Annotated in this window: 12 protein-coding genes; 5 read left to right on the top strand and 7 right to left on the bottom strand. The window is 55.2% G+C overall.

Annotated elements, in window-relative coordinates; all coding sequences use genetic code 11:
* The 7 genes from VMW13_06210 to mraZ all read right to left on the bottom strand — a co-directional run bounded on the left by VMW13_06210 (position 1) and on the right by mraZ (position 7,605).
* Positions 1–195 (bottom strand): hypothetical protein, encoded by a 195-nt coding sequence (locus VMW13_06210; GenBank protein HUV44406.1) that lies wholly within the window; start codon positions 193–195, stop codon positions 1–3.
* Between the two features lie 42 nt (positions 196–237).
* Positions 238–2,499 carry a vitamin B12-dependent ribonucleotide reductase gene (locus tag VMW13_06205; GenBank protein ID HUV44405.1) on the bottom strand — a complete coding sequence of 754 codons (2,262 nt, stop codon included), beginning with the start codon at positions 2,497–2,499 and terminating at the stop codon, positions 238–240.
* 335 nt (positions 2,500–2,834) lie between these two features.
* On the bottom strand, positions 2,835–3,374 hold the full coding sequence (gene nrdR / locus VMW13_06200; protein ID HUV44404.1) for a transcriptional regulator NrdR: 540 nt from the start codon (positions 3,372–3,374) through the stop codon (positions 2,835–2,837).
* A 310-nt stretch (positions 3,375–3,684) separates the two neighbouring features.
* Complete coding sequence (ftsZ, locus tag VMW13_06195; protein ID HUV44403.1) at positions 3,685–4,815, bottom strand: cell division protein FtsZ; 1,131 nt, start codon at positions 4,813–4,815, stop codon at positions 3,685–3,687.
* A 45-nt stretch (positions 4,816–4,860) separates the two neighbouring features.
* Entirely contained in the window at positions 4,861–6,075 is a 1,215-nt protein-coding gene (gene ftsA, locus VMW13_06190) for a cell division protein FtsA (protein ID HUV44402.1), read from the bottom strand.
* A gap of 100 nt (positions 6,076–6,175) precedes the next feature.
* Positions 6,176–7,165, bottom strand: a complete 990-nt coding sequence (rsmH, locus tag VMW13_06185; protein ID HUV44401.1) for a 16S rRNA (cytosine(1402)-N(4))-methyltransferase RsmH — start codon at positions 7,163–7,165, stop codon at positions 6,176–6,178.
* A 14-nt stretch (positions 7,166–7,179) separates the two neighbouring features.
* Positions 7,180–7,605 carry a division/cell wall cluster transcriptional repressor MraZ gene (gene mraZ / locus VMW13_06180; GenBank protein HUV44400.1) on the bottom strand — a complete coding sequence of 142 codons (426 nt, stop codon included), beginning with the start codon at positions 7,603–7,605 and terminating at the stop codon, positions 7,180–7,182.
* 669 nt (positions 7,606–8,274) lie between these two features.
* Here mraZ and VMW13_06175 point away from each other — a divergent pair.
* From VMW13_06175 to VMW13_06155, 5 genes are all read left to right on the top strand, one after another.
* Entirely contained in the window at positions 8,275–9,066 is a 792-nt protein-coding gene (locus VMW13_06175) for a carbon monoxide dehydrogenase accessory protein CooC (protein HUV44399.1), read from the top strand.
* Between the two features lie 76 nt (positions 9,067–9,142).
* Positions 9,143–10,906, top strand: coding sequence for a formate--tetrahydrofolate ligase (locus tag VMW13_06170; GenBank protein ID HUV44398.1), 1,764 nt, complete (start codon positions 9,143–9,145; stop codon positions 10,904–10,906).
* Positions 10,907–10,940: 34 nt separating this feature from the next.
* Positions 10,941–11,717 (top strand): AAA family ATPase, encoded by a 777-nt coding sequence (locus VMW13_06165; GenBank protein HUV44397.1) that lies wholly within the window; start codon positions 10,941–10,943, stop codon positions 11,715–11,717.
* 111 nt (positions 11,718–11,828) lie between these two features.
* A complete protein-coding gene (gene folD / locus VMW13_06160) occupies positions 11,829–12,716 on the top strand; it encodes a bifunctional methylenetetrahydrofolate dehydrogenase/methenyltetrahydrofolate cyclohydrolase FolD (protein HUV44396.1) in 888 nt (295 codons plus the stop codon).
* An 18-nt stretch (positions 12,717–12,734) separates the two neighbouring features.
* Entirely contained in the window at positions 12,735–12,953 is a 219-nt protein-coding gene (locus tag VMW13_06155) for a hypothetical protein (protein ID HUV44395.1), read from the top strand.
* The last annotated feature ends 11 nt before the right edge of the window (positions 12,954–12,964 follow it).

Raw genomic sequence — 12,964 nt, 5'->3', positions numbered from 1 at the left:
CTATATCCTCCTATAGTGCTTCTCATTTGGCGCTCTCTGATACCCCTGTTGGCTCAGATCCCAGCCTTTGTCTGGGTCCCATTCAGTAGTTACGCCCCTAGCCAGGATTTCTCCAGCAGCCATCTTGCCGATGTATATCGTCTTACCTTGCTGTGTAAGTCTGATTACGGCAATCCTCAATAATCCGTTCGGCATCCCTTACCTCCTACAATGCTGCACACACCTGTCAGCATCGCCTCAGCACTTGGTATACCCGCAGCCGTGGCACTTGAAGCAGCCTTCCTCGTAGGCCAGCAGGCCGCCGCAGTCCGGACACTGCCCGGCGATGTTCCGGACCAGTCCGTAGTCCTGCAAACTCTCACCACCGTTGTCATCTGTCTTCTCGCCGAATACGTGCTTTTCCAGGACTCCGGCAATGGCGTCGGCGCAGGAGAGCACCGATTTGCCCTCTTCCCAGGCAATCGACGGGCAGCGGATACCGCGTAGCTGCCTGATGATTGACTCTGCGTCCATGCCTGCCCGCAGCGCCAGTGAAATGAGGCGGCAGGTGGCTTCCAGCTGTGCCGAGGCACACCCGCCGGACTTCCCCAAAGTCGAGAAGACCTCGCAAATCCCGTACTCATCAGAATTTACCGTAACATACAGGGACCCGCATCCGGTACGTACCCGCTCCGTGATCCCGGTCGTCATCTTGGCCCGCTTCCGGGGGGCAATCATGGTCTCCCCCGCTTCCTCCGCGGCGGCACCGGTACTCATCGGCTGATTCTCACGGCTACCGTCACGGTAAGTGGTTATTCCTTTCAGCCCTTGCTCGTAGGCCATATTATAAACGTTGGCGATATCCTCTCTGGTCGCCTGGCGTGGAAAGTTGACCGTTTTGGATACCGCATTGTGGGTGTTTTTCTGAAAAGCAGCCTGCATCCGTACATGCCACTCCGGACTAATCTCGTGGGCAGTGACAAACAATCGCTTCACATGGTCGGGGATACCCTCAATATCATGTAGACTGATGCCGTTAGCCAGCTTTTCCATGAGCTCGTCAGAATAGAAGCCCTCCTTCCTGGCCACCTCCTCAAAATAGGGATTTACCTCCACCATCCGGGCACCATCGAGGATATTTCGTACGTAGCTCAGGGCAAAGAGTGGCTCGATACCACTGGAGCAACCGGCGATTATAGACAGGGTGCCGGTGGGCGCGATGGTAGTTCTAGTGGCATTTCTCACCTTGATGCCGTCGGGCTTATCGTAGACACTGTCCTTGAAGGCCGGGAAGACTCCCCTCTCGGTAGCCAACTGCTTCGATTCTGCCGTGGCTTCGATCTGTATATACTCCATGACATCCCGCGCCACCTGCATCGCTTCCTCCGAATTGTAGGGAAGGCCAAGCTGGAGCAGCATGTCGGCAAAGCCCATCACACCCAGACCTATCTTGCGGGTCTGCCTGGTCATCTCGGCAATATCCGGTATCGGGTACTGGTTGACCTCAATGACATCATCAAGAAATCTGACGGCAACCTTTACCGTTTCTGCCAGCTTGGGATAGTCAATCTCGGTCTTGCCATCGACATCATGGAGCATTCTGGCCAGGTTTATTGAACCCAGGTTACAGGATTCATAAGGCAGCAGGGGTTGCTCGCCGCAGGGGTTCGTACTCTCGATACTACCCAGATGCGGGGTGGGGTTATGCTCGTTTATCCGGTCGATGAAGACAATCCCGGGGTCACCCGTCTTCCAGGCATTTGCCACGATTATGTCAAACATTTCTTTCGCGTTCAGGGTCTTCACCACCAGCCCGGTACGCGGGTTCACCAGGTTGTAGTCCCCTCCGGTCCTGACCGCTTCCATGAACTCATTGGTGACAGTTACGGACAGATTGAAGTTGGTGAAGGCAGTAGGGTCATCCTTGGCCGTGATAAACTTCATGATGTCAGGATGGTCAACTCTCAGGATGGCCATATTGGCACCGCGTCTCATCCCTCCCTGCTTGATTACGTCGGTAGCGGTATCAAATGCACGCATGAAGGAAACAGGGCCACTGGCCACACCACCGGTGGAACCTACATGGTCGCCTTCCGGTCGCAGCTTAGAGAATGAGAACCCGGTCCCGCCGCCACTCTTGTGTATCAAGGCCGTATTCTTCACGGCATTGAAGACCGACTCCATGGAGTCCTCGACCGGCAGGACGAAGCAGGCGGATAGCTGCCCGAGCTCACGGCCGGCATTCATCAGGGTGGGGGAATTGGGCAGGAATTCCAGGCTGGTCATAACCTGGTAAAACTCTGCTTCCCAGGTATCGGCATCTTTTTGGGAGCCATAGGTAGCTTCTGCCGCAGCAATAGCTCGCGCTACCCGGTGGAACAGCTCTTCCGGTTGCTCGACAACCTGCCCTTCTCCGTCCTTCCGCAAGTACCGCTTTTCAAGCACACGCTGTGCATTCTCCGTAAGGTGCAATCCGGAGACAGCTACTCTATCGGTGCTCAAATCCCTGACAACCTTCATCTTTGGTATTACCTCCTGAATTTGTGTCGGTTCTTCGGCATCCAGGAACTCCTTGACCATCTCCAGTATCTCCGATTCGCTGGTCAGGTGTTTCTGCTGGCGGTAGGACTTCGGCATCAGGTCTTCCATCCCGGGCAGAGGCCGGACTGGCCCCATATTACCCTGAGTAAGGGTAGTCCGTTTCTCTTCCAGCCGCTCGATAACCCGCCTGGTGAGCCGCTCTATATGGTTCCTGTCCGAAATACCCATGCTCTCCGCCGCCTGGAACGTCGCCCGCGCAATCTGGGTACGGCTGAGTTGGTTCACCTGCCTATCCTGCGAGCGCTCCGGTGCGTTCATTTCTCACTCCCCTGAGGTCCTCTCGCTCCCACCCCCGCTCCCTCATCAGGCATCAGCGGCAACTGGGTACTCGGTGGCGTTACCTCGACCTCATCACCCATCAGAGTGTCAATTTCCTGCTTCAGAGCAGTGATATCGGCAAACTCACGGTAGACACTGGCGAAACGGATGTAGGCAATATGGTCCAGACCCTTCAACCGCCTCATTACCGCATCACCAATCATCGTACCGGGTATCTCCGCCCTTCCTGAATTGTACAGTTCGGCCTCAATTTCATCCGCCAGTCTGTCCACCACATCGGTCGGCAGTGGTCGTTTCTCGCAGGCTTTACGCATACCACTCAACATCTTCTCCCGATTAAATACCTCGCGCCGGTTATCCTTCTTGATAACAAACAGGCTTACCGGCTGAATACGCTCATAGGTGGTGAAACGCGCTCCGCAACCGAGGCACTGACGACGCCGACGTATTCCTTCATTTACCTCGCGCGAATCCATCACCCGCGAATCATGATAACCGCAATAGGGACAGTTCATCAGACTCCAACTCCCGTAGTATCCTATCACCTATATATGGGGCAGGACAACCATTAAACCACAACATATAGTACTTGTCAAGCACTTTTCATCACGATTGGTGGGCAATTGCTATCGACCGGCAGAAAAGCGGCCACGCGTGCGGAAATATGGTGATAAGGCAAGAAGGCGGCCCCGTCCGGGCCAACACGGGAATGGGAAGTGCCGGAGTTCTGACCCGGCAACAGCAGGGCTGCAAGGCCTGAGAAACACCCTGCAGCCCTGCTGAGTTTCATGGGGTAGCAGTCACCCCACGCGCCGTTACTCGAACCTAGCGGAAGAGGGGATGTGTGGTCGGGTGAGGCGTAGTAGTCGACTGCGCAGGAGCGCGCCGCTGGTTGTAGAGAGGGCGACGCAGGAAGGCAGGAATATCGAGCTGGTCTTCGCTCTTACATTCCTTCAGGAACTCGGTGATCTCATCGTCCTTATTGTCTCCCGGCAAATCTATCTTGTTGGTGAAGCCGGTGGCGATGAGCGTTATCTTTATCTCCTTGTCCATTGTGGGGTCGTGGACCACGCCGAAGATGATGTTGGCCTCGGGGTCCACTGCCGCCTTGATTATCTCGGCGGCCTCGTTAACCTCGAAGAGGGTTAGGTCGTCGCTGCCCACCACGTTGAACAGCACACCTCTGGAACCACCCACGGAGACGTCCAGCAAGGGGCTTTCCAGGGCTTCTTTGGCGGCATCAGCCGCACGGTGCTGTCCTGTCCCCTTACCGATAGACATCCAGGCAGGCCCGGCGTCTTTCATCACCGCCTTAACGTCGGCAAAGTCCAGGTTTATCATCCCGGGTACGGTGATTACCTGGGCGATTGCCTGAACACCGTGGCTGAGTACATCGTCCGCCATCCTGAAGGCCTCATCTACGCCCGTCTTATGGTCGCAAAGCTCCAGTAAGCGGTCATTGGGAATAATTATCAGGGTATCAACCACCTTGTCCAGAAGTCGGGCAATGCCGTCGTTGGCCACTTGGGCACGATGTGCACCCTCGAAGGTGAACGGGCGTGTGACCACGGCAATCGTCAGTGCTCCACTCTGCTTAGCAACCTCGGCTATTACAGAAGCAGCCCCCGTACCGGTGCCACCACCCATGCCGGCGGTGATAAACACCATGTCCGCCCCGGAGATGTACTCCCTGATTTCGTCTTTGCTTTCCTCAGCCGCTTTCTGCCCCTGCATATGGTCACCACCCACACCCAACCCTCGTACCAGCTTATCGCCAAGCTGGACACGGAGCGGGGCTTCAGTGATAGCCAAGGCCTGAGCATCGGTATTCATGGCAATAAATTCTACGCCCTTAATATCCTGCCTTACCATGCGGGTTACTGCGTTGCAACCACCGCCACCGAGACCGATGACCTTAATCTTGACAGGATTGGGGGCAAAGGTAGTTCTCGCCATATTCTCCTCCTATTTCCTTTGTTACTCTGTTCTTATGAGAATCCTCTAGTGGAACAGGCCCCTTATGCGAAAGACCAGGTTCCGGAAGCTTCCTGCAACGCTGCGTGACCTCCAGTTCGTCACACTCCTGGGTTTCATTCCCCAGAGCAGTAGACCAACACTGGTGGCATAGGCCGGGTTGTGCAGGACATCTGAGATGCCATATATGCCGACCGGCCCGCCTACCCGCACCGGGACTCCGAGTATCTCTCGACCCAGGACATCTATACCGGCAAGGTTCGAGCTGCCACCGGTGAGCACAAGACCGGCAGGTACCAGTGTCTCGAACTCGGCACGCGGCAGTTCGAGCGCGATAAGCCTGATGAGCTCATCTACTCTGGCGCGGATTATGTCACACAGGCTCTGGTAGGAAATGTTGTGACCATTCTGGGCTATGGCATCGGTCTGTGGCTTGTCTTCGTGCACCGGCATCACGGTGCCGTACTTCCGTTTCATTTCTTCGGCCACCTCGAAGGGCAGGCCAAGACCGATAGCGATATCCCTGGTAAACTGGTAGCCGGCCACAGGCAGTATGGCGCTGTGCCAGATGCTGCCGTCCTTGAAGACGGAAATATCTGTGGTGCCGCCGCCAATGTCAGCCATGACGACTCCGACTTGTTTCTCATCCTCGCTCAACACTGCCTCGCTGCTGGCCAGGGGCTCGAACACGAGGTCTTCGATATCAACCCCTACGCCACGGATGCACTTGACCAGGTTCTGGACGGAGGACACGGCAGCAGTGATAACGTGTGTCTCTACGTCCAGTCGGAACCCGTGCATGCCTACCGGGTTTTTGACCCCCTCCTGCCCATCAACGGTATAGTTACGCGGGATAAGATGGAGCAGTCTTTCGTCACTGGGGACTTTTACAGTCTGGGCAGTCTGCAGGACCCGTTTGAGGTCATCGGAGCGGACCAGCCTATCATTACGAGTGATGGCGACTACACCCCGGTTGTTGCGGGCACTAATGTGCCGTCCGGTAACTCCAACGTAGGCTGACTCAATCTGATAGCCGCTGGCCTGCTCGGCCTTTCTCACGGATTCACGGATTGAGTCCTTGGCATCACTGATATTGACCACCAGTCCCTTGTGTAATCCTGCGGACGGAGCAAGTCCCACACCAGCCACGCGCATAAGACCATTTTCGTTGGTCTCAGCAACTATGGTGCAGACCTTGGTGGTACCAACATCGATAGCGGATATAGTATTCCACTTACTCATTCACCCCTCCTTATTGTTAAGTGGATTTTGTTCCTGGCAGGTGGTATTCTCTTACATCTTAAACGCCCCCTTTTTTGGCATGGGTCACGATTATCTCGTGTCAGTTATCAGGAAAGCCTGGTATTCCTCCAATATTCTCCGAGTCGGTCCACTGATTCTCCTCCCGTGCAGCCAGGCGCTCGGCAACCCTCAACCTGGCGCTGCGACTGCGCGGATTCAGCTGGACCTCATCTGGAGAAGGTCTAATCACCTTCCTGTTGACCATCCTTATACTGGCGGTGTGTCCGCAAACACACCTCGGTATACCCGGCGGGCAGATACAGTCCCGCGATTCCCTCTGCATGAACCGCTTAACGATGCGGTCCTCCAGTGAATGGTAGCTGATGACAGCCAGCCTGCCCTCGAATCCCAGAAGGCCAACGGCCTGCTCCAGCACGCTCTCCAGGTTCTGCAGTTCCCGGTTGACTGCAATACGCAGTGCCTGGAATGTCTTCGTTGCCGGGTGGATTCTGCCCCTCCGACCGCCGACGGCAAGCTCGACTATTCTGGCAAGCTGAAAAGTTGTCCGTACAGGCCGCTCCTCCACGATACGGCGCGCTATCCGGTGACTGCGAGCTTCCTCACCGTATGTCCAAAGCAGGTTGGCAAGCTCGTCCTCCGTGAGTGTGTTGACAATATCCTCCGCTGTAGTCTCCTGCTCAGGGCTCAAACGCATATCCAGCGCCGATTCACGCTGAAAGCTGAACCCTCGGGCATTACTGGCCAGCTGTAAGGAAGACAGTCCAAGGTCAAAAAGTATTCCGTGTACCGGATAGAAATCATACTCGTCACAGACGGAGCGGAGTCTGACGAAGTTCTCGTTGGCAATCAGTACGGCATCACGATAGGTCTCCAGCCTGCCCCGGGCGATACTCACTGCCTCAGGGTCAGCATCGAGACCGAGGAGCTGTCCACCGGGCGAGCTGTGTTCCAGAATCGCGACGGCGTGTCCGCCACCACCAATGGTGCAGTCTACATAGCGCCCTCCGGGCCGGACTGCCAACCCCTGGATAGCTTCCTTCACCAGTACCGGCAGATGAGTCGATGCCATTACTTGCAGACTCCTCAATGTTCCTCCAGACCCTCCATTATCTGCCAGGATTGCTCCAGGCTGAGAGTCCTCTCTGCCTCCCATAGCTCCTTGTTCCAGAGTTCGAAGTGCGTATTGACTCCGATAACAATGAGTTCATCACCGACCTGAGCATACTGCCGCAGGGCAGGTGGCAGGGATATCCTGCCCTGTCCATCCAGAGTAAGGTTGTAGGCAGTGGCGAACATAGCCCGGCCCAGTCTTCTCCGCTTGCTGGCGGACATGGTAGCAGAGGCGATTCTCTCCGCCTCTTTCGCCCACTCTGCCAGTCCGTAACCAGCAATACACGTGTCGAGCCCGGGCTTCAGTACCACTCCCTCTACCAGGTCCTTACGGAACCTGGGTGGAATGGGCACCCTGCCCTTTTCGTCAATCCTGTATTCGAACTCACCAAGAAACATCAAGGTACCTCTATGGTTCAATCAGTGGCAACAGAACTTCTGTTCATACCGCCTGTTGTCCTGGTCAGTATCTACGATTCTTCCCACAATTCACCAATTCACGCCATTTTGCCACACTTTTCTCCATTTGTCAAGACCCTTTTCATAGAAATGTCGGTATTCAGGACATTGTGACACTCCAATACAGTCAATGCTGGCTGCCATAAAAGAAGAAATCTTCCCTTTTTCTGCAGGAATAGGCCGTTGGGTAGTGACCACAACACCTTACTCTGTTGTGTCACCTATCTGCCTGAACGAGAGCTCGAACCTCAACATGGAACGCCTGCCAACCGTTAAGCCATCCGGTGGATGAGCTAGTTCAGATACATTCCGTACACTACAATGCCAGTACAGTGGATTGACATCCTCGTTCAAAGATATTACAATCTATTCGGCCTGATATTGGTGAACCCGGTACCTTATATAAAGACAATAAGCACCCGGTTGCTCCAGGTACGTTTTCCGGTAGCCTGCAGGGTACGTACCAGCGTAGCCGGGTTCCCGTGGAGTTTGACTTGGTCTATCGCGTGGGCTATACTAAATGTGGAAGCTAGCTGATATGAGGCTTCGTCAGGGCTGAGTGCTTCCCCTGTGAAGGACTCAGCTTTGTTGTGCTAGTATACGATATAGATGAAGATTGCTATCAGTGGCAAAGGGGGAGTGGGGAAGACATTGCTAGCTTCCCTGCTTTCCAGAGCATTTACTGCGGCTGGCTACTCGGTGTTGGCGATAGATGCCGACCCTGATGCTAATCTGGCCGCGAACCTTGGCTTTCCACAACCAGAGGAGATAACGCCTGTCTCCAAGCTCGAGGACCTTATTGAAGAAAGGACCGGAGCACGACCCGGCCAGTCAGGCTTCTTCTTTAAGCTGAATCCCAGGGTTGATGATATTCCCGAGACCTATGCCGTCGAGCATGACGGGATAAGACTGATGGTGATGGGGCGGATAAAGCGGGGAGGTACCGGCTGCTACTGCGCCGAGGGCGTTCTGCTGCAAGCCCTGCTCAGCCACCTGCTGCTACAGAGAGACGAGGTGGTTATCGTTGACATGGAAGCCGGGATAGAGCACCTCTCCCGGGGAACCGCAAGAGCGGTCGACAGGCTGATTATCGTGGTTGAACTGGGCAGGCGAAGCATTGAAACAGCTCGCCGCATACGTGGGCTGGCCGAGGACATCGGGGTGAATAATATCGCCGTAGTCGGTAATAAAATCCACAATCAGTCGGACAGGGAGTTTATCACTTCCAGTTTACCCGATATGGCGTTTCTCGGTTTTATTCCTTATGACCAGGCATTGGTAGACGCAGACCTGGCTAACCGTCCCATTCACGAATCAAGCCCGCAGATTTCCGCCCGTATAGGTGAGATTTATCAGGCTTTGATATCTGGTGCTCAAGTATCAGGTACTGCCAGGCAGTAAAAGGGTTGCGAGAAAAAACGAGAGTTCAGGACCGGAGTTCTTTAAGGAAATAGACATATATAATAGGGAGGTTTCAATGGCTTACGACGCGGTAAAAATGGAGGACTGGCAAATAGCCGAAGCGGCCGAACAGAACATGCCCACCCCTGATGAGTGGCGCGACAAGCTTGGCCTGGAAAAGGAGGAGCTCCTCGCCTACGGAAGGATAGCCAAGCTCGACTTCCTCAAGATTATCGACCGTCTCAAGGACAAGCCTGATGGCAAGTACATCGAGGTAACCGCCATCACCCCCACACCGCTCGGAGAAGGCAAGAGCACCACTTCAGTCGGCCTGATGGAGGGCCTGGGCAAACGAGGCGTGAATGTCGGCGGGTGTCTCCGTCAGCCTTCCGGTGGCCCGACGATGAACGTCAAGGGTACTGCTGCCGGCGGTGGCAATTCCCTGCTTATCCCGATGACCGAGTTCTCCATGGGACTCACCGGCGACATCAATGACATCATGAACGCTCACAATCTGGCGATGGTAGCGCTGACCGCCAGAATGCAGCACGAGAGAAACTATAGCGATACCCAACTCGAAAAACTCACCGGGATGCCCCGCCTGAGTGTAGACCCCACCCGTGTGGAGATGGGCTGGATAATGGACTTCTGTGCCCAGAGTCTGCGCAACATTATCATCGGTATTGGCGGCCGAATGGACGGCTTCACCATGCAGTCCAAGTTCGGTATCGCCGTGGGCTCGGAACTCATGGCCATCCTTTCCATCGTGCGTGACCTCGCTGACCTACGCGAGAGACTGGACAATATCACCGTCGCCTTCGACAGGCGAGGCAAGCCGGTCACTACCAAGGACCTGGGAGTCGGTGGTGCAATGACGGCCTGGATGCGGAACACCATCAACCCCACCCTGTGCTCCACTGTCGAATATCAGCCACTGATGGTCCACGCCGGTCCGTTCGCCAACATCGCCGTGGGCCAGTCATCCATCATTGGTGACCGTGTCGGGCTGAAGCTGTTCGACTACCACGTCACCGAGAGCGGTTTTGCCGCCGATATCGGTTTTGAGAAGTTCTGGAACGTCAAGAGCCGCTACAGCGGTCTCAAACCCAATGTCTCGGTACTTACCACCACTATCCGCGCTCTGAAAATGCATGGCGGTGGACCCAGAGTGGTTGCCGGTCTCGCCCTGCCCGAAGAGTATACGAAAGAAAACGTGGAACTTGTTGAAAAGGGCATACCCAATATGCTGCATCACATCAATACCATCAGGACATCGGGCATAAACCCGGTGGTCTGCATCAACTCGTTCTACACCGACACCAAGGACGAGATCGCTGCGGTCAGGAAGGCCGCCGAGGCCGCCGGAGCACGCTGCGCTGTCTCCAGCCACTGGGCGGACGGTGGTGATGGTGCCCTGGAATTTGCCGATGCCGTTATTGACGCTTGCAAGGAAGAAACCAATTTCGACTTCCTCTACCCGATCGATATGAAGCTGCGGGACCGCGTCGAGAAAATTGCCAAGGTCGTCTATGGCGCCGACGGCGTTTCCTGGACTGCGGATGCCGAGGAAAAGGCCAAGAAGATGGAGGGGGACTCGCAGTACGATGACTATGCCACGATGATGGTTAAGACCCACCTCAGCCTGACCCATGACCCGACTCTGAAGGGTGTGCCAAAGGGGTGGACGCTGCCCATCCGCGATATTCTCATTTACTCCGGGGCCAAGTTCCTCTGCCCGTGCGCCGGCACCATCAGCCTGATGCCGGGTACTTCATCCAGCCCCGCCTTCCGGAAGGTAGATGTCGATGTGAATACCGGAAAGGTGTCCGGTCTGTTCTAGTCAATACCTGATAAGCATAGTGTAGGAGAACCATTTGAGCTTTAATATCGCGGTGGCAGGGAAGGGTGGCAGTGGTAAAACTTCGCTGGCAAGTCTCGTTATCCGCTACCTGAAGAATAGCGGCACAGGACCTATCCTGGCCGTGGATGCCGACGCCAATGCCAATCTCGGAGAAAGCCTGGGATTAACCGTCAGGCAGACTGTCGGTAAAATGCTGGACGAGTTTCAGGGGGACAAGATAAACATCCCTCCGGGGATGACGAAAGAACTTTACCTGGATTTCAAGCTGAACGAGATACTGGTGGAGAGTCCCCGGATTGACCTCCTGACCATGGGCCGGGGCGAGGGTCCGGAATGCTACTGCTACCCTAATGTCATCCTTAAGAAGTTCGCCGATACCCTGGCAGACAACTACGCTTACATGGTCATGGACAATGAGGCCGGGATGGAGCACCTGAGCCGCAGGACCACTCAGGACGTTGATGTTCTATTCCTGGTATCGAACCACTCCGTGAAGGGTGTCCGGACTATTGCCCGGATAATAGAGCTGGTGTCCAGCCTCAAGCTGACAGTAAAGAAACTGCTGCCCGTAATCAGCGCCGCTCCCGACGAGCTCGACCCACTGGTGAAGGAGGAACTGGAGCGCCAGGGAATAGAACTTGCTGCGATAATCCCGAAAGACGAAGAGGTTTACCGCTACGACCTGGAGCTCAGACCACTGCTCGAACTACCGGATACTTCGCCAGCGGTGCAGGTGGTCAGAGACCTCATGGAACAGGTCCTTGACCAGACGAAAATATCTACCCGTTAGCAGGAGGTACAGGATACACTCAAGCCAGTTAGAATACGTGCCGGGAACCCGGAAAAAGACCGGGGAACTGGTATTGCGTATGCTATAAATCCTATAATGATGGAGGGGGCAATGACAGCACAGATAATCAGAGGCGCCGATGTCGCCAAGCAGATTCGCGCCGAGTTGAAAGAAGAGATAGCCCAACTCAAAGAGAAACACAATGTGGTACCGGGACTGGTCACTGTTCTGGTGGGTGCAGACCCGGCATCACAGGTCTATGTCGGGCAGAAGGAAAAGACGGCCGGGAACCTGGGCGTCTATTCGGAGAGATATGACCTTCCCGAGGACACCAGTCAAGAGGACCTGATGACCCTGGTTGACCGGCTCAACAAAGACCCCAAAATCAACGGGATCCTGGTACAGCTCCCTCTGCCGAAGCACATCAACGAGAACGAGGTGCTTATCGCAATCGACCCCAAGAAGGACGTTGATGGATTCCACCCGGTTAACATCGGTAAGCTGATGATTGGGGAACCGGACTACCTGCCCTGTACGCCACACGGTATCCAGCAGCTTCTCATCAGGTCCGGCGTGCAGACCGAAGGGGCCGAGGTAGTCGTTGTCGGTAGAAGCAATATCGTCGGCAAGCCAATCGCAAACATGCTCCTTCAGAAGAAAGAGGGCGCCAACGCCACAGTCACGATATGCCACACCCGGACCAAAGACATGGCTTTCCACACCAGGCGAGCCGATATACTGATTGTGGCCGCGGGTAAAGCGAAGGCAATCACCGCAGACATGGTCAAGGAAGGCGTCGTGGTCATCGATGTCGGTGTTAACCAGATCGGTACGACTGCTGAAGGTAAGAGAATCCTCTGCGGAGACGTTGACTTCGATTCCGTCAAGGAAAAGGCCAGCGCCATAACGCCGGTACCCGGTGGTGTCGGCCCGATGACGATAACCATGTTAATGCTGAATACGGTCAGAGCAGCAAAGCTGGCTGCCGGTCTGGCCTAGTAAGGAGGGTACAGGAATATGGAATACCAGGTCGAAAAAGTGAAAGCCCCGGGTAGAGACGCAGTAGAGGTACTGGGTCCCACTTATGAAGATGGCCAGCCCGAGGGTGAAGAAGTCGGTAAATGGCGACAAAAGCTGTCCAGCCGTGAAGAAAAGCTGAAGTACCTGGAGACCGGTGAGCGGTACTGGTACTCAGATGACTGGTTCGGCAGCGAAAAAAGAAAGAATCCGGCCTAGAGAGGGGAACA

The sequence above is a fragment of the Dehalococcoidales bacterium genome, assembly GCA_035529395.1.
Lineage (GTDB): Bacteria > Chloroflexota > Dehalococcoidia > Dehalococcoidales > Fen-1064 > DUES01.
The sequence above is the reverse complement of the archived record's forward strand: the minus strand, read 5'-3'. Positions and strand labels throughout refer to the sequence as shown.

Coding starts and splice junctions, on each gene's coding strand:
- VMW13_06210 (HUV44406.1), bottom strand. CDS start 195: ATGCCGAACGGATTATTGAGGATTGCCGTAATCAGACTTACACAGCAA.
- VMW13_06205 (HUV44405.1), bottom strand. CDS start 2,499: ATGAAGGTTGTCAGGGATTTGAGCACCGATAGAGTAGCTGTCTCCGGA.
- nrdR (HUV44404.1), bottom strand. CDS start 3,374: ATGAACTGTCCCTATTGCGGTTATCATGATTCGCGGGTGATGGATTCG.
- ftsZ (HUV44403.1), bottom strand. CDS start 4,815: ATGGCGAGAACTACCTTTGCCCCCAATCCTGTCAAGATTAAGGTCATC.
- ftsA (HUV44402.1), bottom strand. CDS start 6,075: ATGAGTAAGTGGAATACTATATCCGCTATCGATGTTGGTACCACCAAG.
- rsmH (HUV44401.1), bottom strand. CDS start 7,165: ATGGCATCGACTCATCTGCCGGTACTGGTGAAGGAAGCTATCCAGGGG.
- mraZ (HUV44400.1), bottom strand. CDS start 7,605: ATGTTTCTTGGTGAGTTCGAATACAGGATTGACGAAAAGGGCAGGGTG.
- VMW13_06175 (HUV44399.1), top strand. CDS start 8,275: ATGAAGATTGCTATCAGTGGCAAAGGGGGAGTGGGGAAGACATTGCTA.
- VMW13_06170 (HUV44398.1), top strand. CDS start 9,143: ATGGCTTACGACGCGGTAAAAATGGAGGACTGGCAAATAGCCGAAGCG.
- folD (HUV44396.1), top strand. CDS start 11,829: ATGACAGCACAGATAATCAGAGGCGCCGATGTCGCCAAGCAGATTCGC.
- VMW13_06155 (HUV44395.1), top strand. CDS start 12,735: ATGGAATACCAGGTCGAAAAAGTGAAAGCCCCGGGTAGAGACGCAGTA.